The organism is Streptomyces coacervatus (assembly GCF_029223485.1).
GTDB classification, from domain to species: Bacteria; Actinomycetota; Actinomycetes; order Streptomycetales; family Streptomycetaceae; genus Streptomyces; species Streptomyces coacervatus.
The window spans coordinates 45816-69842 of sequence record NZ_JARHTP010000024.1; the positions used below are offsets into that span (position 1 = coordinate 45816).

21 protein-coding genes and 1 pseudogene are annotated in these 24027 nt (G+C 64.5%); 5 read left to right on the forward strand and 17 right to left on the reverse strand.

Going from position 1 to position 24027, the window contains the following annotated elements; genetic code table 11:
• Positions 1–53: 53 nt before the first annotated feature.
• Positions 54–864, reverse strand: a pseudogene (locus P2Q00_RS42535) (IS5 family transposase).
• A gap of 61 nt (positions 865–925) precedes the next feature.
• Between P2Q00_RS42535 and P2Q00_RS42540 the strand changes: the two are divergent.
• The 3 genes from P2Q00_RS42540 to P2Q00_RS42550 all read left to right on the forward strand — a co-directional run bounded on the left by P2Q00_RS42540 (position 926) and on the right by P2Q00_RS42550 (position 5565).
• Positions 926–1285: a hypothetical protein gene (locus tag P2Q00_RS42540; RefSeq protein ID WP_275780119.1), complete on the forward strand. Its 360-nt coding sequence runs from the start codon at positions 926–928 to the stop codon at positions 1283–1285.
• A 558-nt stretch (positions 1286–1843) separates the two neighbouring features.
• The gene (locus P2Q00_RS42545) at positions 1844–2425 is read left to right on the forward strand and encodes a hypothetical protein (RefSeq protein ID WP_275780120.1); all 582 of its coding nucleotides are present in this window, start codon (positions 1844–1846) and stop codon (positions 2423–2425) included.
• A 158-nt stretch (positions 2426–2583) separates the two neighbouring features.
• Positions 2584–5565: a tetratricopeptide repeat protein gene (locus P2Q00_RS42550; protein WP_275780121.1), complete on the forward strand. Its 2982-nt coding sequence runs from the start codon at positions 2584–2586 to the stop codon at positions 5563–5565.
• Positions 5566–5698: 133 nt separating this feature from the next.
• On the opposite strand, the gene P2Q00_RS42555 is transcribed toward P2Q00_RS42550, so the two are convergent.
• Both P2Q00_RS42555 and P2Q00_RS42560 read right to left on the reverse strand, forming a co-directional pair.
• Positions 5699–5953: a hypothetical protein gene (locus P2Q00_RS42555; protein WP_275780122.1), complete on the reverse strand. Its 255-nt coding sequence runs from the start codon at positions 5951–5953 to the stop codon at positions 5699–5701.
• Positions 5954–6271: 318 nt separating this feature from the next.
• Positions 6272–6448: a hypothetical protein gene (locus tag P2Q00_RS42560; protein WP_275780123.1), complete on the reverse strand. Its 177-nt coding sequence runs from the start codon at positions 6446–6448 to the stop codon at positions 6272–6274.
• Between the two features lie 279 nt (positions 6449–6727).
• On the opposite strand from P2Q00_RS42560, the gene P2Q00_RS42565 reads away from it, so the two are divergent.
• A complete protein-coding gene (locus P2Q00_RS42565) occupies positions 6728–7399 on the forward strand; it encodes an HNH endonuclease family protein (RefSeq protein WP_275780124.1) in 672 nt (223 codons plus the stop codon).
• A gap of 497 nt (positions 7400–7896) precedes the next feature.
• Here the strand turns inward: P2Q00_RS42565 and P2Q00_RS42570 are convergent, their stop codons facing one another.
• The 12 genes from P2Q00_RS42570 to P2Q00_RS42625 form a co-directional block, all read right to left on the reverse strand.
• Positions 7897–8937 (reverse strand): LacI family DNA-binding transcriptional regulator, encoded by a 1041-nt coding sequence (locus P2Q00_RS42570; protein ID WP_425579550.1) that lies wholly within the window; start codon positions 8935–8937, stop codon positions 7897–7899.
• Positions 8934–9965, reverse strand: coding sequence for a Gfo/Idh/MocA family protein (locus P2Q00_RS42575; protein ID WP_275780126.1), 1032 nt, complete (start codon positions 9963–9965; stop codon positions 8934–8936). Before P2Q00_RS42575 ends, P2Q00_RS42570 begins: the two co-directional genes overlap by 4 nt.
• Positions 9965–10768: an HAD-IIB family hydrolase gene (locus P2Q00_RS42580; protein ID WP_275780127.1), complete on the reverse strand. Its 804-nt coding sequence runs from the start codon at positions 10766–10768 to the stop codon at positions 9965–9967. Before P2Q00_RS42580 ends, P2Q00_RS42575 begins: the two co-directional genes overlap by 1 nt.
• 16 nt (positions 10769–10784) lie before the next feature.
• Positions 10785–12131 (reverse strand): DegT/DnrJ/EryC1/StrS aminotransferase family protein, encoded by a 1347-nt coding sequence (locus P2Q00_RS42585; protein WP_275780128.1) that lies wholly within the window; start codon positions 12129–12131, stop codon positions 10785–10787.
• 5 nt (positions 12132–12136) lie between these two features.
• The gene (locus P2Q00_RS42590) at positions 12137–13282 is read right to left on the reverse strand and encodes a glycosyltransferase family 2 protein (protein ID WP_275780129.1); all 1146 of its coding nucleotides are present in this window, start codon (positions 13280–13282) and stop codon (positions 12137–12139) included.
• 47 nt (positions 13283–13329) lie between these two features.
• Positions 13330–14850, reverse strand: coding sequence for an MATE family efflux transporter (locus P2Q00_RS42595; protein WP_275780130.1), 1521 nt, complete (start codon positions 14848–14850; stop codon positions 13330–13332).
• A 469-nt stretch (positions 14851–15319) separates the two neighbouring features.
• Complete coding sequence (locus P2Q00_RS42600) at positions 15320–15967, reverse strand: HAD family hydrolase (protein ID WP_275780131.1); 648 nt, start codon at positions 15965–15967, stop codon at positions 15320–15322.
• Between the two features lie 51 nt (positions 15968–16018).
• Complete coding sequence (locus P2Q00_RS42605) at positions 16019–17083, reverse strand: N-acetylneuraminate synthase family protein (protein ID WP_275780132.1); 1065 nt, start codon at positions 17081–17083, stop codon at positions 16019–16021.
• Positions 17084–17145: 62 nt separating this feature from the next.
• Entirely contained in the window at positions 17146–18030 is an 885-nt protein-coding gene (locus P2Q00_RS42610; RefSeq protein WP_275780133.1) for a dihydrodipicolinate synthase family protein, read from the reverse strand.
• Positions 18021–18860, reverse strand: coding sequence for an SDR family NAD(P)-dependent oxidoreductase (locus P2Q00_RS42615; RefSeq protein ID WP_275780134.1), 840 nt, complete (start codon positions 18858–18860; stop codon positions 18021–18023). The genes P2Q00_RS42610 and P2Q00_RS42615 overlap by 10 nt, the downstream gene beginning before the upstream one ends.
• Positions 18857–20032: an MFS transporter gene (locus P2Q00_RS42620; RefSeq protein WP_275780135.1), complete on the reverse strand. Its 1176-nt coding sequence runs from the start codon at positions 20030–20032 to the stop codon at positions 18857–18859. The genes P2Q00_RS42615 and P2Q00_RS42620 overlap by 4 nt, the downstream gene beginning before the upstream one ends.
• 48 nt (positions 20033–20080) lie before the next feature.
• Positions 20081–21280, reverse strand: a complete 1200-nt coding sequence (locus P2Q00_RS42625; RefSeq protein WP_275780136.1) for a glycosyltransferase family 2 protein — start codon at positions 21278–21280, stop codon at positions 20081–20083.
• A gap of 268 nt (positions 21281–21548) precedes the next feature.
• Here P2Q00_RS42625 and galU point away from each other — a divergent pair, with 268 nt between their 5' ends.
• Positions 21549–22463: a UTP--glucose-1-phosphate uridylyltransferase GalU gene (gene galU, locus P2Q00_RS42630; protein ID WP_275780137.1), complete on the forward strand. Its 915-nt coding sequence runs from the start codon at positions 21549–21551 to the stop codon at positions 22461–22463.
• 50 nt (positions 22464–22513) lie between these two features.
• Here galU and P2Q00_RS42635 read toward each other — a convergent pair whose 3' ends face one another.
• Together P2Q00_RS42635 and P2Q00_RS42640 are read right to left on the reverse strand one after the other, a co-directional pair.
• Complete coding sequence (locus tag P2Q00_RS42635; RefSeq protein ID WP_275780138.1) at positions 22514–23203, reverse strand: HAD family hydrolase; 690 nt, start codon at positions 23201–23203, stop codon at positions 22514–22516.
• A gap of 39 nt (positions 23204–23242) precedes the next feature.
• Positions 23243–24019 carry an SDR family NAD(P)-dependent oxidoreductase gene (locus P2Q00_RS42640; protein WP_275780139.1) on the reverse strand — a complete coding sequence of 259 codons (777 nt, stop codon included), beginning with the start codon at positions 24017–24019 and terminating at the stop codon, positions 23243–23245.
• Positions 24020–24027 lie beyond the last annotated feature (8 nt).

Consider the following 24027-nt stretch of genomic DNA (forward strand, 5'->3'; position numbering starts at 1 on the left):
GGTCAATGACGGCGGTGCGGTAGCCGGCGTGGACCCAGGCCTTACTGATCGTTTCAGAATGCGGTGCGTAGCCGTCTCAAGCAGATGATGGCGCAGGCGAGTTGGAGGAGTCCCTGGTGGAGGTCGGCGCGTGTCTCGTAGCGGATGCGCAGGCGCTTGAACTGGTGCAGCCACGCAAAGGTTCTCTCTACCACCCAACGGGTCTTGCCCAGGCCGGAGCCGTGCGGGGCGCCGCGTCGGGCGATCTTCGGGACGATGCCGCGGACCCACAGGACTCGGCGGTACTTGCGGAAGTCGTAGCCTCGGTCGGCGTACAGGCTCAGCTCGGCCTGTGACGGGGGCGGCCGCGTCGGCCCCGGATGCGCGGAATCGCGTCCAGGAGCGGGATGAGCTGGGTGACGTCGTGCCGGTTGCCGCCGGTCAGCGAGACGGCGAGCGGGGTGCCGTGACGGTCAACGATCACATGGTGCTTGCTGCCGGGACGGCTGCGGTCGACCGGCGATGGCCCCGTGTGCGCCCCCCTTTGAGCGCCCTGACGTGCGAGCCGTCGATCGCGCAGTCATCCATGTCCAGCAGGCCGGCACGTCGCAGCTCGACGAGCAGTGCCTCATGCAGGCGGGGCCATACCCCAGCCTCGGTCCAGTCCCGCAACCGCCGCCATGAGGTGACCCCCGAGCAGCCGATCCGTTCGGACGGGACATCCGCCCAGGACACGCCCTTGCGCAGGACATACACGATCCCGGCCAGCGCAGTACGGTCGTCGACCGGCTTCCGTCCGGGAAACCGGTGCCGCCGCGGCGGCCGGGTCGGAATCAGCGGGGCTATCAGCTCCCACAGGTCATCGGGCACAAGATCGCTGCTCACGCCGGAAGCGTGCCAGAACAAAGAAGTTGAGGAGGCCGAATCAGCCCGGCACACTCGCCCGATGAGCCACAGCACAACGCCGGGCAGCTGGGACGGACCCTGGTACCACGTCCACACAGAGCAGTTCGAGGCCGCGTTCCTGCCGAATGCCGGCGAGGACTTGGAGTGCGTGGACAACGTCGACGTCTTCGTCGACCTCAAGGACGGCTCCCGGTGGAGCGCGACCATCATCACCCTGGCCCAGGTCGAGATCCTCATGAAGCGGTGGGCTGCCAGTGGGGAAGCCCTCGCAGGCCGCTACTTCTGGTGCTCGGACGGCCTCATCGTCCGCGATGCCGGCATCACCAACATGACCCAGGTCCTCGCCGGTCTGATCCAGAACGGCGAGTTCACACAGATCCTTCAACGCCTCGACGCCTGACAACTGCCCGGCCGCCAACCACTGCGTCAGTAACGGAGGCGAGCTTCGGCCCCGTCGATGCGCAGCATGCAGTTCTTGAGGACCTGCAACGAAGGCTGCTGGCTGTCAACCGGAACCAGTCTGAGCTTCAAGTCCTGCAACGGCTTGAGCACAGCTGCAGTCCGAGATCCGTCCGGATCTGGGCCCCTGAGGGCCGCCGATGCCTCGAACAATGCCCTCACACTCTCCCAACCTGGCCCCGCGCTGAAGCGCGCTAGGAAGAACGGCTGATCGCAGCCGTACTCACTGAGCTCGCCGATCAAGATGTCCCCCCTCAAGAGATGCCACTGCGTCATCAAGCGCCCGCCCATCACCGCCGAGTCGAAATCGCATCTTCGCAGTGCATAACCGCTTGGCCAAGCACCTCATTCTGAAACGATCAGTTAGTGATACGCGGGTGGGCAGCAGCGATGCGGGACAGCAGGTGGACGCTGGCGGCGGTGACCATGTCGGTCGTATGAAAGGCAGTACCGCCCGGGCTCTCCCCTCTTCCGATCGCCGTGCACCATACTCCCGGCCATGCACCTCGCATTCACCCTGGTGCAGGCTGCCGCCACGACCTTGGACGTGGCCTGGCTGTCCTTCGCGGCAGCGGTCGTCAGCGGCTTGGTGACGGTGGCCAACACCATATGGAAGACCAGGCATGAGAAGAAGATGGCTGAGCGGGCATCGAGACGTGAGGCCGAAGCCAAGGCGAGGGAGGCGTACGAGGCCTGCATCGCTGCCGTGGCCGACTTCTGGCTGGATCTCAGACCGTTGGCACAGGAGCTCGACTCCTTGCACGCCCATGGTGCGACGCCTGAGGGCGTGCGGCGTATCAATGACCTGCTCGGACGTGTTTCCGGTTCGCTGGCCTGGGCCAAACGTGCTGCCGATGTGGCTCGTCTGAAGGGCATCGGTTCCATGGCCGACCGGGCGGAGAAGCTCAAGGACGCACTGTCAGCGGTGAGTACGGAGGCGGACGCACAGCTGAAGGCGGCGGAGACACCGGGTGCGAAGCCTGACGAGGGCGCCTGGCGTCGGTCCCGCGACAGCCTTTCCACCGCCCTGGACCGCTTCGTGGAGCAAGCTCAGCTGGAGGGCTCTGGACCCACACGGTGAAGCGGCGCGGAACACATGGTCGTAGCAGCTTTGTCAGCTTTATGTCCGAGACGCGGTGGCGCGCTTGGGTGAGCGGAAACCGCGTCGCGGCGCCTGGGCGGTGGGGGAGATTCCGGCCTTAGCCTGATCTCCGGGCGGGCCCTGAGCCAGGAGGCGTGATGAACGCAATCACTCCATGTCCCCCGTCGCCGAACCCACCCGTGGTGCTGCCTCTGCCGAGCGGCATACCCGAGCTAGTGGGACGAACGGAAGAATTACAGCGGCTGATCGCCGTTACCCAGGCCCAGAACGGATGTCTGGTGCAGCTCGTCACGGGAATGCCCGGAGTCGGCAAGAAGGAACTGGCCTTGCGCGCGGCACGGATGCTCAGTGTCGGCTATGGCGAATCCCAGAACTGCCGGTACTTGGACCTTCGAGGGGACGACAAAGAAACGGCTGTCAGCGTCTGCGATGCGCTGGAGGCATTGCTGCTCGACCGAGGGACGGATCCGTGGCACATCCCGCCCGACGAGTCGCACCGGCAGCAACGCTGGCAGCGTGAGACGGAGAAGCAGGGCATCCTGCTGGTTCTCGACAACGCCTCCGGTGTCGAACAGGTCACCCCGCTGTTGCCGAGTTCCAGGAACTGCCTGGTCATCGTCACCAGCCGCTTCCGCCTCAAAGGGCTGAGCGTGAAGGAGGGTCCGGTCCGGCTACATCCCCTCACCTCTGACGAGGCGCTGGATATGTTCCGGATGTTGTCGACCCCTCCGGGAACGCGGCCTCGTGAGTTCTCCGCAGCCGACGAGAGCACGGTTCGCGAACTGGTCCGGTATTGCGGCCATCTGCCGCGGTACATCGCCGTGCTCGCCCGGACGCTGACGGATCACCCCACGTGGACGGTTCGCGACCTGAAGACCCGGTATCGCAGCACCGTCACGAAGGACGGCGAGTTCGCGGAGGGCGCTGCCTTCCACGTGGCGTACGAAGGTCTCTCGTCCGACGGAGCTCGGTCGTTCTTCCGCCATCTCGCGCTGAATGTCGGCGCGGACATCGACGTGTACGCGAGTGCCGCGCTGGAAGGCATCTCGTACGAGAAGGCCACGGAACACATCGACCTTCTGTACGAGGGGCACCTCGTCGAAGAGCACAAGGCGCGCTACCGCCTGAATCCGCTAGTCCGGGAGGCCATGGAAGCCCAGCTCAAGAGGGAGGACGGCGAAGCCGAATGCCGGATGCGGACGGCACGACTGCTGGACTACTACCAGTACACCGCAGAGCAGGCGGACCGGCTCTTCTCACCGCACGTCCGGCACCGGCTCAGCGTTCCGCTTCCCGTCCCTGCGGCCGTGCCAGACCTCGTCACGGCCGCCGATGCCCAGGACTGGCTGCGCGAGGAGCGGTCCAACCTGTTCTTCTGCGCGGAGCACGCCGCCCGCACACCAGGCGAAGAACTGCGTGTGATGCACCTGTCCGAGTCTCTGGCAGGATTCCTGGATCGCCGTGGACCCTGGCAGCAGGGTATCCGCCTCCATGCTCAGGCCGAGACAGCGGCCGCTCTTCCCGGCCATGAGCTGGAGCAGGCCAAGGCTTTGATCCGCGGGGCATTGCTGCGCACACGGCTGTCTCCCTCGATGTCCGAGTACGGACTCGCATTTGATCACCTGGAGAAGGCGATCGGCCTGTGCCGGATCGCCGAGCAGAGGGCCGGCGCAAACACCGAGCCGGTTTGGCGTGCGCAGGCGGCGGCGTACTTCCTCCAGGGACGCGTGAGCCTGAGGCGCGACGACAAGCAGACCGAGAAGCTGCTGCGGCAGGCGCTGCAGATCTACCAGGACCTCGGCGACCCCCTTGGCGCTGCGGGCCCCCAGCGGGAACTGAGTGTGCTGCTGCGGGCGACTGACATCCAGACGGCAAAGCAACTCGCCCAAGAGGCCAGGGACACCTACCGGACGGAGGGCTACCGGCTCGGTGAAGCCCAGGCGCTGGTCGCCCAGGGACTCATCGCACTGTTCCGGGGAGACGTGAAGGATTCCGCCGACCTGTTCGAGGAGAGTCTAGAGATCTACTCGTGCGAGGAAGAACACGTAGGGGAGGCAAACACCCTCATCAACCTGGCGGCGGCCCAGCGCCGCCTCGGACACTACGAACAGGCCGGTGAGACGGCACAGAAGGCGCGTGGCGTCTTCGAGGGAATCGGCGTGCCGCAAGGGGTGGCGAACGCCAAACTCGCCGTCGGGGAAGTGTTCCGGGTGACCGGAAAACTCAGGGAAGCGGCCACGATCTGCCAGGGAGCGGTCGACTCCTACCGGGGTCTGGGAGACACCCTGGGCCAGGCGGGGGCCCTCGACAGTCTCGGAGTCGTCCTGCGCCTGGTGGGTGAGTACGACAAGGCCGCAGAGACGCTCGAGAAGGCCAGGGCGTTGCACGAGGGGCGCAGTCGGCCCTTCGGCGAGGCCGAGACCCAATGCCATCTGGGCGTTGTCAAGCGGCTGATGGGGGACTACGACGAGGCGGAGGAACTGCTCACCGCGGCGCATGGCCTCTTCGAGACGACCGGATACCGGCACGGAGAAGCCAATGCCTTGCAACAGCTAGGTGCCGTCCGGCGGTTGAAGGCTGCCGAGACGGGCGACACCGAAGGCTTCCAAGAGTCCGGCCAACTGCTCGCCAAGGCGCTGAGTATCTTCTGCGAAATCGAGAACCCGCTCGGCCAGGCCAACGCCATCAGCGGCCTGGGGCTCCTCGACGGACACCTTGGCCATCACAAGTCCGGAGAGACGCAACTTCGGGACGCCCTGGGACGCTATCAGGCACTCAAGGACGACCTTGGTGAGGCCGAGGCGCTCAACAATCTCGCATGGCTCAAAGAGAACAGTGGCAGTCCCTTCGACGCCCTGCCCATGTACGAGCAGGCCGGACTGAAAGCCCGGGCGGTGGACAGCCCACTGGAGACAGGTCGAGCCCTCCTCGGAGCGGGCCGTTGCAAGAGGGTTCTCGGGCGCCGGACTGCCTACGGCGACCTCTCGCAGGCCTGGAACATCCTCGACGGCATCCGCGCCGCACAGCGACACGAGGCCGCGGAGGAGCTGGCTCTGCTGTGGAATGAGTCGAATAGGACGCGGCGCCTATGGAACTGGCTGCGATGGCGATGGCGGTGACTGTGGTGGTCACTGACGCGCGGGCCATTGGCCAGCCGGTAGGCGGCCGGGATCAGGGTGGGGATGCGGATGACCGGCCCCAGGAACGGGGGCAGGCCGGGCACGGGGCTGTCGTTGTCCGGACGCGGCATCTTCACCCGGGCCTTGAGCTGTCCAAAGCGTGCGGGATCCTGCCGAGCGCGGCGATCTGCATGTCACCGGCGACGAGTTCGGGCAGACCGCCATCGTGGCCGTTGCCTCCGAACCTCGGCTGCTGCCACGGCCAAAGGATCTCGCCGGTCGGGTCTGTCTCCTCGTACGGCAGTCGCCGCTTGGCGATCTCTATGTGGTCGGCGAACGCGTCGCAGGCTTTGGCGATCATCTTGCAGGCGGTGGGCAGGTTCGCCATCAGCGTCTCGTCCCCGCACACTTCACTGTGCGGCGGGTTCTTGCCGACGAGTCCGTTATGGGTGGGGCCGCCGCGGGCCGCCTCAAGGTGGGGCCAAGAACTCCGCCCTAGCCAGACTGGCGCGTGAGGTGCAGTCAGAACCCGACGGCTGCACACCGATGTCCGGGCCTTGAGGACTCTGGCCGAGAAGCTCTGCCGCGATCCGGCTTTCCTGCTTCCCGACTCTCCTGCTTCAAGAAGCCCCGGCCGACTTGAGCAGCGCGCCCGCACCATTGGCCATAACCTGATGGGCGAACGCGGCCTTGTCGAAAACCGTCTTCACGGCCTCCTTGTACACGGCAGCGAACGCCCGTCCCGCCTCGTCGTCGCCCGCCGTGCCCCGCTCTCGCCGAGTTCCACGGACAGCAGACTCAGCATGTTGTAGATCAGGTCACGCAGATCCGCCAGCGACCAGGACGCATCGACGACGTTCGAGGTCTGATGCCGAGGATCCAACGACCCTCCCCGCCGAGCCTGACACGCCTTCACGGAACCGTACACGGTTGCGAATCGGTGCCGCGACCACGCCGATGACTCCGCGTCACATGATGCGCGACGGTGAGGTCTCGTTCACGGCGCTGCCGCGACCTGCGTATTCGCGCCGTGAGGGGGGACGGCTGCCCGCCTGTGTGACTTACCGCCCGTGCGGGTGAGTTGACGACGAACACCGGGCGCGCCGGACACCGGGCTCGCTACGAAGATCACAACCGTCTGGGACCTTTGAAAAGGAGCCTCGTGCGTTCCACTCGCACCGTACGAACCGTGGCCGCCGCGCTGGCCGCGCTCACCGCCCTCCTGCTCACCCCCACCACCGCCCAGGCCGACCCCCGCGACACCGTTGTGCTGCCTGTCCGTGACGCCCTGGCCGCGCTCCCTGTGCGAGACGAGGACCGCACCGGCTACGAGCGCTCGAAGTTCCGGCACTGGATCGATGCCGACCGCGACGGCTGCAACACCCGTCAGGAGGTACTGAAATCCGAGGCCGTGGTCGCTCCGGAGCAGGGCCCCAACTGCACCCTGACCGGAGGCGAATGGTTCTCGCCGTACGACGACACCTACTTCACCGCCGCTCGCGCGCTCGACATCGACCACCTGGTCCCGCTCGCCGAGGCCTGGGACTCCGGCGCCTCCGCCTGGACGGCGAAGGAACGCGAGGCGTACGCCAACGACCTCGGGGACGCCCGCGCGCTGATCGCGGTCTCCGCCGCCAGCAACCGCTCGAAGGCGGACCAGGACCCGGCCACCTGGCAGCCGCCGGCCGTCGGTTATCGCTGCACCTACGCCACCGACTGGGTGGCCGTCAAAACCCGCTGGCGCCTGGCGATCGACCCCGTCGAGCAGGCCGCGCTCGCCAAGATTCTGCGCGCATGCCCGAACACGGCGATCGAAGTAACCCTCGCGCTATGACCAAGGATCCGGCCCGCCGCTACAGGGGAAAGCAGCGGGCCAAGACCGCCTCCACCGTGGCACAGCCGCGCACGTACCGCATGCCGTGACGCCGAGGTGGCCCCTGTCCGCTTTGCGGACCTCGACATGTAGCTGGGCAGGGCCCAACTAGGACGCCGCGACACGTTAGGGGACGGCACGCACACTCACTCGCGGCAATTCCGCCTACGCAATGGCGGTGCGTCGCCTTCATGCACATCTTCAGCATCGCGCAACAGTGATCGCACGGCAGTTCAGCAAGGCCACGCCGTACTGACGGGGCCACCTCATGAGGGTGAGCATGAACGTCCGTCTCTCATGAGGCCGGACGAGCCCCGACGAACACCCCGTCCTGCGCTCGGCAAGTGGCCGCCCAACGGTGGAACCGGACGGCACTATCGATGCTCTCCAACCGGCCGTGCAGAGCTGACCCTATCCGGCTCGTACAAGCCCCAAGGGCTCCGCAGGCTACGTCTCGGTCAGGCGGATTCCCGCAAGACCAAACGCGTAGGAGTGATCACTGAGGTCGGATCACGGTCGTGGCTCTGGGCGTGGCCCGTCTGCTTGAACAGCAGACGGGCCATCAGGCGTCCCATGCCTTCGATGTCTTGATGCACCGTCGACAATGGCGGATCCGTGGGCTCGGCGAGGGAGTCGAGGCCGTCGAAGCCGATGACTGCGACATCCTGGGGCACTCTGAAGCCGCGTTGTTTCAGAACACGCAGCACACCACAGGCCATCAGGTCGGAGGCGACGAACACCGCGTCCAGGTCACGGCACCGGTCCAACAACAGGTGCATGGCGTCTGCTCCGCCCTGCAGAGTGAAGTCCCCTTCCGCAATCAGTTGGGGCGGGCTGTCGGGGAGAACATCTCGGTATCCATCCAAACGGTCGACTGCGGCCGCCTGGTTCAGTGGACCAGTGATCGTCGCGATGCGCTCCCTTCCGAGGGCGACCAGATGGCTGACGGCATCGCGGGCCCCTGCGCGATTGTCGGCATCGACGTAGGCGTACCTGGGGCCACCATCGTCCGAGCCGAAGAACGGGCGACCGCCGAAGACAGCGGGCAGGCCCATCCGGCTGACCATTTCCGGGAGCGGGTCGTCAACGCGCAGCGAGAACAGCAGCGCGCCGTCGACATGCCCGCCGCCCAGGAAGTTGCCGACGCGTGGATAGTCGTCCGGTTCCTCGATCAGAAGCAGCACCGACTGCGCACCCTGCTGCACGAGTTCCTGGCGGATACCGCGCAGATGGCGGTCGAAAAACGGGTCGACGAACAGCCTGTTCTGGGGCTCAGTCACAACGACGGCGACCGCGTCGTTGCGGCGGGTGACCAAACTTCGGGCAACCTGATTGGGTACATAGCCGAGTTCGGTGACCGCCTTGCGAATGCGCTCGGCGGCTGCAGGGCTCACCCGAGGCAAGCCGTTCATCACGCGCGAAACCGTCGATCGCGACACTCCAGCCGCACGCGCCACGTCCTCAAGTGTGGGGCGCTGTGAGGGCAGGCGGCCGGTCAAAGGCGTCCTCCGGTACGTAGCAGTTCCTCGAGCACCCGCTGAGCGCGGTACCCGTCCTCGAAGTCTGCCAGAGTTCCCATCTGGGCGGACGTGGTTACTGCGGCGGTCCAGTCGTGAAGTTGGGCGAGGAAGGTGTCTGCCCAGCCGGCTACTTCTCCGCTGGGGTCCTCCAAGTAACTGGTCCCGAGGGCCTTGAGCTGTTCCCAGTCCACGCCGGTGCGCAAGTGGAAGACCGGGCCGTCCTGTGAGTTGTACGAGAAATCGCCAAGGCCTCCGGTCACCGACAGAGTGAGTCCGGCTTCCTCGGGCTTAGAGGACTTCGATGCGGTGAGTGTGAAGGACGGGCCATTCGCGAGTCGGCCGCTGACAAAGGTGTGATCGTCCACCTTCACCTGGCGGCTTCCCTTGGTAGCGACCTTGGTCTGTAGTGCGACCTGGCAGTTGGGCAAGTCCACTGGGCTGCTGAAAAGGAAGTAGAGCAGGTCGATCAGGTGCACGCCGAGGTCACCGAGCGCACCGCTGGTGAATCGTTCCTGTAAACCGTCGCGCCAGGTAAATTGCTTCCGGGTGAGCGCACTGGTGCGTTTGAAGGCGACGTTGACGTGGAGAATTCGGCCGAGTTCCCCGCTCTCGATGCGAGTTCGGAGTTCCCTCATCACAGGAAGGTAGCGGTAGTTGAACCCCACAGCGCACACACCGTTTGCCTCCATGGCGCGTGTGCGCATCTCGGCAGCCTGCGTGAGCGAGACGGCCATGGGCTTTTCACACAGCACGCTTGTGCCGTGTGCGATTGCTTGGCGCGCATGCTCGGCGTGGGTTCGGTTGGGCGAGGCTACGACGACGCCAGTGGACGCCGCGTAGAGGTCCTCGGGAGATGCGAACGCCGTGGTTCCGACGAGTCGGGCCAACGTCTGCGCTCTGTCGGGGTCCACGTCGTAGACGCCCGCCAGGTCTGCCTCTTCGGCGGCCGTGACCGCTTTCGCATGCATCCGGCCAATACCGCCGGCGCCGATGATTCCTACGCGCATTACTGCAGAACCTCCTGGAGCTCAAACAAGATGGCATCCGCGTAGCTCTTCGTGGACACGCGAGGGTGGAGGCTCCTGGCTTCCTCAGTGCAGTTGCCGACCAGGACTCCATGGCCGACCGCGGTCAGCATGTCCAGGTCGTTGCCGCTGTCCCCGAAGGCGAAGGATTTCGCAGGGTCCACGCCGTACCGTCGGCAGATGTAGTCGACCACCTGGCTCTTGCCACAGTTGCCGGGGAGGAAGTCGACGTCGTAACAGTCGTCGGGATCGCCAGTGAGCGGATTGCAGCGGCTGAGATACACGCCCAGCGAGAATCTGCGCGCAGTCCGTCTGATCAGGGCGAGATTCTGGGCATCCTGTTCAGGGCCTCTGGTCCGGTAGTAATGACTGATCACCCTGCTCTCAGGGCCGCGGTTCAACTGCGGGCGGAGTGGCACCCCCAGGGCGCCCAGTTCCTGGACGGCCCGTGTCGCGTGGCCGCGGATGTATGCGGCGTCGGGGAGGCTGTGCTGCCACTCCGCTGCCAGACGCGGGCCGGTCTCGTCGACCGCATACAGTTCGGTGCCGAGGGAGCAGGCCATGAAGTGCGGCAGCACCCGAAGAGCATGCGTGTCGGATTTGCGTAGCACGGAATCCAGGGAACTGCCGGTCACCCATCCGAACAGCAGGCCGTGCCGTCGGCTCGCATGTTCCAGCCAGTCCTCCAGCGCCGCTCGGGACGACACCTGGTCTGGTGTGCTGGCATGTGCCAAGTACGTTTCGTCGAAGTCGGAGAAAACCACCGTATGGACGGTGTCGGGCATCGGAAGCGCACGGGTGTCAGTGGGTTGCGCGGAAGGCGGCATGCAAGGCCTCGATCACTCGATCCTGTTCGGCCAGTGACAGGTTGTTGTGGAGCGGTAGGTGCACGACGGTGGAGTGGAGCCTTTCCGTCGACGGGAGCGATACGTGCGCGAAGAGCTTCCGGTGCAGTGGCGTCTGCTGATGGTGGGTGAGCACTGGGTAGTAGATGTCCGTCTCCACCCTGCTGAGCGAGCGCATGTGTGCGCGGACCGCGTCTCTCACTTCGCGTCCGGCGGCCACCTGAAGGCCAAACAGGTGCCAGCTGTGGTCCTGGACGAAGGCAGGCAGGACTGCAGCGCCGTGTGGTTCCAGGTCCCCCAGGCAGTCGAGGTAACGCTTAGCGAGAAAGGTCCGGCGGTAGGAATTGAGCGTCAAGCGCGGCATCAACCCCAGGGCGACTTCTGCAGTCGCATTATCGATCCTCGTGTTGAGACCGAAGGTCTCGTCCTTGACGTTCTTCTGCTCGGGATCGAAGCCGTGATACGCGAGCTTCCGTACTCGCGCGGCGAGTTCGGTGTCGCGCGTAACGACTGCGCCAGCCTTCCCGGTGAGCCCGAAATTCTTGTAGGGGTTGAAGCTGAGCGCTGCCGCGTCCGAGTGCACCCCGACACCCGTTACGCCGATCGCCTGACAGGCGTCCTCCACCACGGATAGGCCGTGGCGGCGGGCGAGGCCGACGAGGGCAGGGATGTCGGCGAATCGGCCGTAAAGATGGACGGGCAGGATCGCTCTCGTCCTTGAGGTGATGACGGCCTGGGTCTGAGCGGGGTCGAGTGTGTGACGTACCGGATCGACGTCGGCAAGGACGGGTGTAGCCCCGCAGGCCCACACCGCGTTCTCAGTTGCCGCGAAGCTGTTCGCTGGCACGATTACCTCGTCCCCTTGGCTGACACCGACTGCCCGCAGGGCGGTGATCAGGGCATCGGTACCGCTACCGGTTGCTACGGCGTGCGGCAAGCCGAGGAAGTCGGCCAACGCGGCCTCGAAGCGGGCCACAGCGGGACCGCTCGTCAGCTGGCCCGTGGCCACGGCGCGGGCGAAACGCTCGATGACTGTACGTTGTTCAGCTGGAGTCAGCAGTCGTTCCCTGGGCAGAAACGGGACTCCTTCTCCGGCAGCCAGCCGGGGCTCGAGGGTGAAGATGGAGTCGGGATGGGCCGGATCGAGTCGTCCGGCGTCTTCGGCGAGAACTGCTTCCAGCGCACGGTTGGCGAGACTCGGAGCGCACCGGCGTTGCGAAGTTCGGCGCTGCTGTACGTCAATCACCAGTTGGGCAAGGCTGGTGCTGTCTCCGGTGATGATCTCGCTCGGAGTGGCAGACACCAGGCTCACGCTCCCGTGGCACGGTCGAGGGGGGCGACGCAACCGAAGGTCTTCTCCACTTGCTTGAGCAGGTGCTGGTCAGGCTGCTTGAAATACAGCAGCTCCCGCCCAGTTCTCAACGTCTGTACTGCCAGCGGCAGATCGCGGTCATTCGTGGTGTCGATCACGACCAGGTCGTCGGTGGCCCCTCTCTGTGCGATCTCATGTACGGCCTCGGTGACGCGCTCCTCGTCGATGACCAGTACCTCGTACGTTCGCCCGAGGGGCAGTCGGCCGGCGAGGGCACGGCAGGCGAATTCAAAGCGGAGATACGCCTCGAACCAACTGGGTCCGTCCGCGCGATCGGGGTCGAAATAGGGGTCGAGAACCCACTGCAGCCGGACTTCGAGCTCCGGATGCTTGGAGGTGAAATAGGCGAAGTTCTCCCGCCAGTCGGCATGTCGCTGTCGGTTGGACTCGGGGTGGAACTGGTGGTAAACGCGGGAGTACCGGTTGAACACAGGGGTCAGGCCCTGCCGGTGTAGACGGTAGCCGAGTTCGACATCCTCGAAGCTCCACTTTCTCAGGTTCTCGTCAAATCCTCCGACATCGAGCAGGTGCTGTTTCCGGACCGAGGAGTTGCATCCGTACAGGAAGTGCCAGCCGGTGGCAAGGTTGGGGAGATTCTCCGAGAGGGCTGCTGCGACCTCCCAGCGTTCGTCCGGCTCGCTCACCGGGGGAAATGCGTCCAAGGTGAAGGACCGCTGCAGCAGGTCGACGTCAACTTTCCCTGGTGCCAGATAATCCCGGAACCCGATGACGAATACGTCGGGATGGGCACGGTGGCAGCGAATGTGTTCTTGCACGAAGAGCGGGTCGACGAGTTGGTCTCCGTCCACGAAGACAATCAGCTCACCCTTCGCCGCGCGTATGCCCGCATTGCGGGCGGCCGAGCGGCAGGAGTTCTCCGTACGCGGCAGGTACAGGCGCTGAATGGGATACGTGAGAAGCAGGTAATCGACGGCCTCGCCGGTGCCATCGGTGGAACCGTCGTCGATCAGGACGACTTCAAATTCGTCCCCCTTTTCGAGCTGCTGATGATTCAACGACACCAAACAAGATGTGACAAGATCCATGGAATTATAGGTAGGGATGACAAGGCTGACTTTCACGGATCTCTCCGAGGGGGAGCAGAAGGAATGATGCGTGGCTGGATTTTTCAGCTGCCGGCGACGGATGAATCCTGCGGCTGCTGAACGATTTTGCAGAATCTGTCCAGCGCGGATAGGTAGCGCCACCGAACACCGAGCAGTAGAGCCCGCAGATTCTCGTCCACGGCCATGGCGATCATGACTCCGATAATGGCCAGACCGAGAGGAAGCGAAAGAATGTAAGCCAGTGGAATGAACACGCCCCAGAGCACCAGAATTCCGGTCGCTGCTGGATAAGTGACCTGACCAACGGCGCGCAGCGTGGCGGCCGTGGTCATGATGAGCGAGGAACCCGGAAGGTAGAGCAGCCCGCACCACAATAGTGTGCGTCCGGCTTCGGCGACCGCCGGGGAGTCAGTGAACCTGTCCATGATCCAGCGGCTGGAAAGGGCGGCCATCAGCGCCAGTCCGAGTGCTGCTACAACCCCCACCAGGCGGGTTGCGCGGGAGATGTGTCGAATGCGGTCTGTTTCACCGGCGCCGGCGAGATGCCCGATGGCAATCTGCAGTCCTTGCGACAGTGCCGACGAGAACATTCCGATCATGTTGGTGATGCTCAGCGTGTACATCCGTGCTGCCAGCTCGTCCGTGCCGACAGCGGCGATGATCCGAGTGGTGGAGATCTGCGCAGCCTGCCAAAAAGCCGGCTCCAACATGGTGGGCAAGGAGAAGGCGACGAGGAGCGCAGCGTGGTCTCGCCATCGTTGGCCGCTCGGAGGGGGTAGGAAACGAATGCGGATCCGAGCGAACACCAGCCACAAGCTGAGCAGCAGTCCGGCTGCGGTGGCCAGGGCTGTCGCCAGAGCGACCCCCCGCACACCCCAATGAGGGCCGCTGGGCAGGAAGACCAGCACGTAGATGAGGGCAACGTTGGCGACGTTGGTGAACATGCCGGCAAACATGCCGACGCGCGTGAACCCGTTCGCCGCCATGACTCCGCCGAACATTGCCACCAACGAATGCAGAACGCACGCACCACCGACAATCTGCAGGAAATTTTTACCGTACGTGAGCGATTGTCCATCCAGTCCCAGTAGCCGCGAAATATCTCCGGCCCACGTGAACAGGGCGCCACTCGCTGCCACGCCCAGCAAGACATGCAGAATCAGGGCCACGGAATAACATTCCTGGACCTTCTTCATTTTCCCTTGGCCGAGCATTCTCGCATAGACCAGGCCACTCCCCTGCCCCATGAACGAGAACATCATCAGCACAAATGTGGTGACCGTATTGACCGATCCGACGGAAGCGGCCGCCGTATCCGATATCCGTCCCAACACCCATACGTCCACCAGCCCCATACAATAAGTGAATGACAGCTGCAGAAAAATGGGCCAGCTGAGGGAAAATACGCCAAGGTTCGCCTTTGGTGGCATTTGGTGATCTCTCTGTTCCCCCGCACCAGAACGGATCCCACATAGGAAATGTGCGAACGACTGAATTAAACGGGATGTTTGATCGCGAGGAATGGGTCCGCTTCCCCGGCCGATGTGCTCGGCGGTCTCGGCCTCGATCAGTTCCTGCAGCATCCGCTCGGCCACAGTGTGGACGAGCTAGATTCCATCGGTCGAGCGTAGCGACTCCAGCCGGCGTATCAGGTCAGGTTGAGACAGGGCCATCGTGCACTCCATCCGCTTGAACTGGCGTTTTAGCAGGGGGAGTTGCACGATGGCCCGCTCCTTGTTCAGAAAGCGGCCACCCGCGTCAGGTGTGCGCCCCGGACAGACGCCCGTGCATTCCCACACCTTGATCGGCTACACCATCACGTGAGACACCATCGGACTGCGTGGAACTCGCTGAATCTGCACAGCCGTTCCGGATCCCAGTCGTAGACGCCTCACGGGACAGGGTCTGGGCGGTTCGGCATGGTCGCCATGTAGAAGTCTGCGACGTAGCCGCGCCCCAGGAAGGCGATATGGGTGAGCTGGGACTCGAGTTCGCCCATGGCTACCTCCCGGGTCTGGTGCGAGCCATGTATGGACGGCGCAGCGTGATCGTTCAGTCGGACAGAGCGTCCAGGGAAAAGTCGGTCAGTGAGGTGACCTGCTGGCTTGCTCCCTGGTACGCAGCGTCGAAGGCAACCGCGTTGGGAACGGCGATGCAGTCGATTCCAGCATCCGCGGCCGCCCGGACTCCGGTTGGCGAATCTTCGAAAGCGAGTGCCTCGTTCGGGGACACCCCCAGCGTGTGCAGGGCGAGTAGGTAGGCGTCGGGGGCCGGCTTGGTTCGGGCGACCATGTCTCCGGTCACGACTGCTGTGAAGAAGGGGCGCACGTGCAGGCGTGACAGATGGGGGTGGACCCACTCGCGGCGGGAGCTTGAGACGACAGCGCACATGACGCCGAGTCGCTCGGCCTGTTCCAGGAGGTCTGCCACGCCTGGTCTGAGGGGTTCGGCCTGGCTGAGTTCGAGTTTCCTTTGGCGGCGTTTGTCGAGCGCCCGTGGCCCCAGCGGCTGCCCGATCCTGGCGGCGAGATCAGATGCTGCGAGGTCTTCTCCGTGCGCGTTGCCGGCCATCGTTCGCCACAGGCTGGGGGGGAAGGTCTGCCCCATGGCGTCGTAGGTCTCCTGCCAGGACCGGAAGGCTGCCCGCTCCGTGTCACAGATCAACCCGTCGAAGTCGAACAGAAGAGCCTTCGGGTTCACATGAGCCTCCCTGACGAGGCAGGCTTGTCAGCACTGCCGCTGTCGTTGCCACTACACCTTGGCCGGGAGGGGTTCCAGGGACTCCAGCTCAAATCCCTCGTCCGCCTGAATCGGCGCAATCAGCCGGCGTCCGACGATCTGGGGCAGCAGGTAGGGCGGAAGGCCGTCGCCGGGCGACTTGACCAGCACGTCGCTCTCCTGCAGGACGTGTCCTGCTTCCAGGGCTCGGGCCGCGACGAGCTTCTTGCCCATCTTCTGAATGGCCGCTTCCTCGTTGCCGCCGACCGCCTTCGCGGGTGAGCCGATGGCCTGGTGGGTGCGCTGCAGTCCAGAAACCAGCTCAGCCAGTTGGGCAGGGTCGAGTGAGAAGTGGTGATCGCTGCCCGGGCTGCTCTGGTCGAGCGTGAAGTGCTTCTCGATCACCCGTGCGCCCAGCGCGTAGGCGATCCAGCTCAGCTCAGGGCCGAGATCGTGTCCGGAGAAGCCGACCACGACGTCGGGGAATTCCTCTTGGTAGGTGTTGATCACCGAGAGGTTCAGGTCGGCCGGCGCTGCCGGGTACACGGCGGTGCACTGCAGGAGCGCCAGCCGGGAGTTGTGTTCCAGGACGGTCTCGCATGCCCTGCGGACATCGTCCATGCTGCCGCCTCCCGTGCTCACGATGAGCGGCCGCTGGGTCTTGGCCGCGTAGGCCAGCAGCGGAGTGTTGGTCAGGTCGGCGGAGGCAATCTTGATGGCGGGCAGGTCGTGTTCCACGACGAAGTCGACGCTGGGAATGTCGAAGGCCGTGGAGAAGAAGTCGAGTCCGAGCTCCTTCGCCACCTGGCTCAGATGTGAGTACTCGGCGTGGCCGAATTCCAGGGCCTCGCGGTGCAGACCGTAGGTTGCTCCGTAGCTGTTCCGGCCCGTGTAGGGGCGGTTGTACATCTCCTTGGTGAAGAGGTCCTTGTTCTCGCGCTTCTGCAGCTTCACCGCCTGGGCGCCAGCCGCGGCCGCGGCACGGAACAGTTCTTCGGCCTTGTCGAGGCTCCCCTCGTGGTTGTGACCGATCTCAGCGATCACGTAGGCCTGTGTGGAGGCGGATACGTGGTGCCGGCCTATGGTCAGGTGTGCCATCGGACTCTCCAGTCTTGTGTGCTCAGTGTTGGCTGTTGATCGAGCGCTTGCGTTGATCGCGTTCAGGCGGCTACGGAGCGGACCACAGCCAGGAGTTCGTCACGCGCCTCCTGGTCAAGGCCGTGGAGGGGGGACCGGACCCGGTCCGTGGCGATGACACCGGCCGCGGCCAGGATCGCCTTGATGCGAACGATGAATTCGACCTTGGGCGCCGAGGTCGCCATGATGGCGGGAGCCAGCTGCGCGTACAGGGCGGTGGCCCGCTTGAGGTCACCCTCGAGGTGCGCTGTGTGCAGGTCGGAGAGTGTCTTGGGCTCGAGGTTGCCGATCGCCGTGGCGCTTCCCAGGGCGCCGTTGCGCAGTGCGGCAAGCAGAAGCATGTCGTCGCCGGCGAAGGGCGTTACCGTGGGCGCGGCCTTGAGGATTTCCGCCGAACGCTGGGGGTCGGGGGTCGCGACCTTGACGTACTGGGCGTTGGGGGCCTGCGCGGCGACACGCGCAATGGTGTCAGGTGTGATGCTGACCCCGCCTGCGCCGTCGTACAGCATCGCGGGGATGTCCAGCGCGTTGAGGATGGCGGTGAAGTGGATGACCTGTGCCTCGGGCGACTGGTCGAAGTACATGGGCGGCACCACAAGGACGCAGTCGGCGCCCGCGGCTTGTGCTTGAAGACCCAGTTCGATCGCGTTGGCGGTGCTGTCCGCTCCGATTCCGACCGTCACTGGCACACGGCCATCGACGGTCTGCACCACGTGCTTCATGACCTGGACACGCTCTTGGGTGGACAGGGCGAAGAATTCCCCCGCGCTGCCCAGGGCGATCACTCCGTGTACGCCGCCTGCGAGTACGTATTCGGTGAGCGACGTCAGTGAGGGAAGGTCAAGTTCCCAGTCCGCGTCGAACGGCGTGACCAGCAGCGTGTTAGCTCCGGACATGCTCAGTTCCATGGTTGCTCCTGAAGGTGAGAGGTGGAGAGGCGGTCCGCCAGCAGGTGGTGCGTTGTCGAGCGCAGCCACGCTCGAAAGCGGGGGTTGTAGGCATCGGCATGGGCGGTCGTCTCTGTGGTTCCGTCAAAGAAGAGGCCCGTGCGGGTGGAAAGCGAGGGGTTGGTGACGGCCTGCACGACTGCGTCTGCGCCTTGCTGAATCGAGGTCGTTGGTGAGACTCCGCTGTCGCGGACCATGGCGGTGTCCATGCGGGTGGCCGGGTGCACGCAGTGCACGGCGATGCCGGAGTGCTGGTGCTCGTGTCCCAGGTCGAACGTGCCGGCAGCCAAGGCCATCTTCGAACGCTGGTAGGCGCTTTCGCGTGTGTAGTGGTTCTCCAGCTGCACGTCGGTGGTATCGAAGGGACCCTGGTTCGTTGAACCCACGTTGACGATGCGTGCCGGGCGGGAGGCCGCCAGCGTCGGCATCAGAAGCGTGGCCAGGAGCATGGGCGCCAGGTAGTTCACGGCGAGCCTGAGCTCGTACCCGTCTTTGCTGATCTGCCGACCTTCTCCGAGGGGTCCGTAGCCCACCCCGGCGTTGTTCACCAGGACGTCCAGGCGGGGATTTTCCTGCGCCACGGTGTCGGCCAGCGACCGGACTTCGTCCAGCGATCCCAGGTCTGCCTGGTAGAGCCGCAGGTTTTCCTGAGCGGCGCCGTGTGCCAGGGCTGCCAGCTTGTCGCTGTGGCGTCCGTGAGCCAGCACCGTCCAGCCGGCATAGAGGAATCGATTCGCCAGATGCTCTCCCAGGCCGGACGTCGCACCCGTGATGAGGATGGTCGGCATCATTTCCTTCCGATCGGCCGGGCTTCACGCATTTCCGCTCCGGACTTCTGCGTCCGGGCTCCGTGAGCGAGCAGAAGAGTTGCCGCGAGGCATGAAAGGACGGCGATGAAAAATATCTCGGAGGTATATCCAGGGACGAGCAGTGGGGCAAGAATCCCAAACATCGATCCCACTTGCACCAACACCATATAGGCGATGGCACCGTCCTTGATCCCGGCCGGTAATACCTCTCCCATGAGGACAATGGCGAGGCTTTGGAAGCCAGCGGTGAATGGAGCATAAGCAATCTGCGCCAACAGCAGCCACGGATAGCTACCACCACAGGCGAGCGGCACAAAAGATACCGCCCCTATCAGGGCCACCACAACAAGCCCTTTTCTACTTCCCGTCTTGTCCGCAAGGAACCCGATTGCCAGGAGTGCAGGAATCTCTACCACTGAGGTCAGGGCGATCAGCGTCGAGATCTTTGATTCGGATATTCCATTTGAGACTGCATAGAGGGGAAGGTAAACCTGGCGCAGGTTATCGACGGATCGAAGCAAGAGAACAGCGGACGCCGAGGATATAAGAATACCCAGCGCTATGCGCGCGCGGTCCGCATCATCCTTAGTGTGTTTCTGGTCGGACTCAGTGTCAAGTCCTTCCTTCCTGGGCAACCAGGCCAGGATGGCGTTCAAGACCGCCACTACAGCGGCTACTCGCACCGGTGTGACGCTCTCGTTCAGTTTGATTGCGAGGGAAAACAGCCCGAGCCCGCCGAGGTATCCGACGACGCAGAGCGTGCGAGCTGTGCTAATTCTGCGCGAGGCCGACCCGGTCCCCGAAGCGGCAATGGAAATGTACTGCGGATAGTTCACAGTGCTGCACACGATCGTCAGCCCCAGCAGGTAGTCGAGCCCCGCTGGGTGCGCCAGCGACATTCCCCACATTCCTGCTGCCGCCATCGCAGAATTAGCGGATATCCCACCCCTCCGGGACCCGCGGCGGATCATCCATCGCCCCAGCGTCAAATTGAGTGCAGCAGACCCCAGGGCGTTGAGGACGAAGAAGAGGGCAATATGCGCTTTTGAAGCGCCCAGCCCGTCGAGATGAAGGGCCAGGCCGACGGACATGAGTGCAGCGAATGCCGAGTTGAGCAAGAGGCCGACAGCAACGTAGATTGCCGTTGCATCCATGAAACGGGACCGCTGAATGGACTGTGATGATGCCGATGCCGGCATCCTCTAGCCCTCCTGGTTTCGGACCGTGTCGGCGTATCGGTCAATCCGCCCGATTTCCGAGTCCTTCGGCCAGGTCATGAGGGGAATGTGCGCATTGACGACCTTGCCGTCGACCAGGCTGGACGACGAGGGGTGGTAGAGGTGGATCAAGCGGTCGTCGTGGCGATCGAGGGGCGCATTGACACTGAGTCGCAGCGCGAAGTCCGTGTCCTCCCCGCCCCAGCCCTCGTACCGCTCGTCCATCCCTGCGACCCGGTCGAACGCCGTGTGGCGGATCCACATGCACAGGCCCGGGGGTCGCCGGACCAGGAAGCCTCGCAGGCGTTCCTCTGCCGGAGCGGCAAGCCGGCGTTCGAGCCGATCGCTCAGCGCAGCCCCGGTCGCCTGCGGGTCCAGGCAGAACATCTCGCGGTAGGGCAGGAGTGCCTGTACGCCGGGGCGCAGGAACCTCTCCATATTCCGTTCGATGAAGTCACGGTCTGCGAACACGTCCGAGTCCAGCATGCAGATCACATCATGGTCGCCGGGTGAATTGCGCACCCCTGTGTTGATCGCCCACGAGCGGTTGAAGGGCCCGACGTGGGGGGCGAAGAGGTAGTTGTCAGCGAGCGGCTCGAGGAGGCTCTTCCAGCGAGGTTTCTCATCGCATTCGACGACCGTCACGTCGTAATGATCGCGCGATACGGATTGGTCGGCTATGGCCTGCAGGCAGGCTATTATGTTCCGAATCCGATATCCGGTGTCACTGCTGTCCCGGAACGGGACGACGACGAGGACCGAGGCTCCCTCGCCCGTACCGGTGGCGGCAGGAGGGGCCGCTATTTTTCGGACGTCGTCCAGGCTCAGCTCGGGAGTTCCCGGGTCGTACGCGTTTCCTGCGTAATACCCCAGCCTTGAATTGCACTCCCCCCTCCAGGCGATGCTGAAGAGGTCACGAACGGCATCCGGAGACCTGTCGGCAAGACGGCACAGGTCACGCTGCAGGTCAGCGTACGCTTTGCCGTCACCCGGATTCTTTCGGAGCCTGGTCGCGCTTTCGGACACTTCCAGGTCGGAAATATCGGCGAGCGACTGACTGACGGGTTCAAGCCACTCTCGGGACCATTTCCAGAAGACGATTGCCGCGCCTTTAGCTGCGATATCCTCCCAGACAACGATGCTGTCCGCAACAGCCTTTGCCAGCGTTCGAGTATCATTCGGCATGAGTTGCACCACGGTGAACCCCGTTCAACGAGTCGGTGAAGAGAGTGCCCGGAACTCCGTCATCGGGAGTCCGCGCCTGTGCACATGAGCAGCGGATAAGCGGAGCAGCACTCCTCCAGATCCAGAGGCGCTTCATTCGACGCTTCAATTACGCTAGCTCAGATGATCACCAGCGTGCAAGCGCTTTCATGTTAACTTTCTCCCCTCCTCGATTCATTCGCATGACCATCCTTGACCGTCCACAAGCGCAGGTTCTAACGTCGAGATCATGAGTGATGAACGCAATCGCGTACGAAAAGCGGTCGTACCTGTCGCGGGACTCGGAACCCGTTTTCTTCCCGCGACGAAGGCGACGCCCAAGGAGATGCTGCCGGTCATTGACAAGCCGGCGATCCAATATGTGATCGAGGAGGCCTCGTCATCCGGGATCAGCGACGTGCTCATGATCACAGGGCGGAACAAGCGTCCGGTGGAGGATCACTTCGACCGCGCATACGAACTGGAGGACGTGCTGGTCGAAAAGGGCAAACTGTCAGCACTCGAGTCGGTCCAGGCGTCTTCTCGACTGGCCGATGTGCACTACGTACGCCAGGGCCAGCCGCTGGGTTTGGGGCACGCGGTGCTGTGTGCCAAGCCGCATGTCGGAGACCAGCCCTTCGCCGTGCTCCTCGGAGACGACCTCATCGATCCTCGGGACCGGCTGTTGGAGGTGATGATGGATGTTCGCCAGGAGCTGGGCGGAAGTGTTCTTGCCCTGATGGAGGTCGACCCGGCGCAGATCCATCTGTACGGCTGCGCATCCGTGCAGCGGGTGCCGGGCAGTTGGGCCGAGGACCGGGACGTCCTGGAGATCTTGGATCTGGTCGAGAAGCCCGGCATCGGCGCGGCTCCCAGCAACCTGGCGGTCATCGGCCGCTACGTCCTCGACCCAGAGGTCTTCGAGGTGCTGCAGGAGACGAAGCCCGGCCGAAACGGCGAGATCCAGCTGACCGATGCGCTTCGCGTCCTCGCCCAGAGGGGCAGCACCGTCCACGGTGTCGTCTTCTCCGGGCGACGCTACGACACCGGCAACCGCGAGGACTACCTGCGCTCGATCGTGCAACTGGCGTGCGAGCGCCCGGACATTGGTCCCGGCTTTTGCGCATGGCTCAAGGAGTACGTCGAAAACGGCCTGCCAGGCTGAGCCTCCGCGAGGGTGGCTTGGTGATCCGGTCGGCTGCACGGCGCGCCGCATCACGCGCTTCCTTCGCTGTTGGCAGGAGACAGGTGGGTGAGCAGGTCGGCGGGCCTGCGCAGGTGCAGGTCCGCCAGAGCTGAGGGGTCGTAGAGATGTCCCCATCCTGCGGCAGCGCCGACGGCGCCGGCCCGACGTGCTGCCTCCAGGTCGGTGGGGGCGTCTCCGACGTAGATGCTGCGGCGGGGCTCAGCCGGGACAAGAGAGCAGGCCTTGAGGATCCCCTGCGGATCGGGTTTGGGGTTCGCCACCTGGTCACCTGCGACCAGAACCGCGAAGTAGCCAAGCAGGCCCGCGGCTGACAGGAGGATCTCAGCCGCCTGCCGGCTCGCGCCGGTGAAGACCGCCATGGGGACGGTGGCCTGGAGCTGGTCGAGAACGGCCTTGATGCCGTCGCACGCCGACACTGCGGTGGCACGGCGGGCGAGGATGTCGTGGTACAGGTCGACATCCGCATCACTGCAGGGGCGGTTGAGCAGCTCGCTCAGCATCGCACGTGGTGGGCCGAGTGAGTACAGAGCCACGATCTCGGCTCGGCTGCGCGTTCTTCCTCCCAGTTCCTCGACCGTCTGGCAGAAGGAGTCGGGGACCACCGACGCCGAGTCGATCAACGTTCCGTCCATGTCCCACACGACGGCCGAGACGCATGCCCGGCCGTCGGGAATGGACGCCGGCAGTGGTGTCGTCACGCGATCACCCGCCCCTTTCCGGGTAGTTGATAGAAAATGTCAGCTCGTGGTCATGCCGCCGTTGACATGCAGGACCTGCCCGGTGATCTCCTGCGCCGCAGGAGAGGCCAGGAAGGCAACGGCATCGGCAATGGCTTCCGCCTGCTGGAAACGGCCGAGCGGGATGCGTGCCAGGGTGCGGTCCCGGACCTGCTCCGCCTCGCCCCCCAGTAGCGTTGCCTGTCTCTTGAAGTCCTCTTGGATCATGTCTGTTTCGATGATGCCGGGGCAGACCGCGTTCACCCGGATCGCCGGAGCGAGTTCGAGTGCCATGCACTTGGTGAGGCCCAGCAGCGCCGCCTTCGACGCCGCATAGTGCGAGACGAGGGCCTGTCCCTGGTGTCCGGCCTGACTGGAGATGTTGATGATGGCACCGCCCCGGTCCGCCATGCTCTGGGCAACGGCCTGGGACAGGACGAAGGAACCGCGCACGTTGACCGCAAACACAGCATCGAAGTCGCCGACCGGCACGTCGACGAATCGGTGCAGCGTCGCGATTCCCGCGTTGTTGACAAGGACGTCGATGCCTCCCAGCAGCTCCTCCATCTGGTCAGCCGCGGCAACCACCGCGTCGGGAGATGCCAGGTCAAAGCCCAGGCCGTAGGCCTTGCCGGGACCCCGCTCGGAGAGCTGCTCGGCCGCCTCTTGGGCCGCGTCGGCGGTTCGGCCGGTCAGCACGACCGTGGCGCCCGCCCGGACGAATCGGCGGGCGACTGCTTCACCGATTCCCCGGGTCCCCCCGGTGACCACGCAGTTGGTGCCGGAGAAGAGGGACATGCGGTCTC

Coding starts and splice junctions, on each gene's coding strand:
- P2Q00_RS42540 (WP_275780119.1), top strand. CDS start 926: ATGAGCCACAGCACAACGCCGGGCAGCTGGGACGGACCCTGGTACCAC.
- P2Q00_RS42545 (WP_275780120.1), top strand. CDS start 1,844: ATGCACCTCGCATTCACCCTGGTGCAGGCTGCCGCCACGACCTTGGAC.
- P2Q00_RS42550 (WP_275780121.1), top strand. CDS start 2,584: ATGAACGCAATCACTCCATGTCCCCCGTCGCCGAACCCACCCGTGGTG.
- P2Q00_RS42555 (WP_275780122.1), bottom strand. CDS start 5,953: ATGGCGAACCTGCCCACCGCCTGCAAGATGATCGCCAAAGCCTGCGAC.
- P2Q00_RS42575 (WP_275780126.1), bottom strand. CDS start 9,965: ATGCGCGTAGGAATCATCGGCGCCGGCGGTATTGGCCGGATGCATGCG.
- P2Q00_RS42580 (WP_275780127.1), bottom strand. CDS start 10,768: ATGCCCGACACCGTCCATACGGTGGTTTTCTCCGACTTCGACGAAACG.
- P2Q00_RS42595 (WP_275780130.1), bottom strand. CDS start 14,850: ATGCTGCAGGAACTGATCGAGGCCGAGACCGCCGAGCACATCGGCCGG.
- P2Q00_RS42605 (WP_275780132.1), bottom strand. CDS start 17,083: ATGGCACACCTGACCATAGGCCGGCACCACGTATCCGCCTCCACACAG.
- P2Q00_RS42610 (WP_275780133.1), bottom strand. CDS start 18,030: ATGGAACTGAGCATGTCCGGAGCTAACACGCTGCTGGTCACGCCGTTC.
- P2Q00_RS42615 (WP_275780134.1), bottom strand. CDS start 18,860: ATGATGCCGACCATCCTCATCACGGGTGCGACGTCCGGCCTGGGAGAG.
- P2Q00_RS42620 (WP_275780135.1), bottom strand. CDS start 20,032: ATGGATGCAACGGCAATCTACGTTGCTGTCGGCCTCTTGCTCAACTCG.
- P2Q00_RS42625 (WP_275780136.1), bottom strand. CDS start 21,280: ATGCCGAATGATACTCGAACGCTGGCAAAGGCTGTTGCGGACAGCATC.
- galU (WP_275780137.1), top strand. CDS start 21,549: ATGAGTGATGAACGCAATCGCGTACGAAAAGCGGTCGTACCTGTCGCG.
- P2Q00_RS42640 (WP_275780139.1), bottom strand. CDS start 24,019: ATGTCCCTCTTCTCCGGCACCAACTGCGTGGTCACCGGGGGGACCCGG.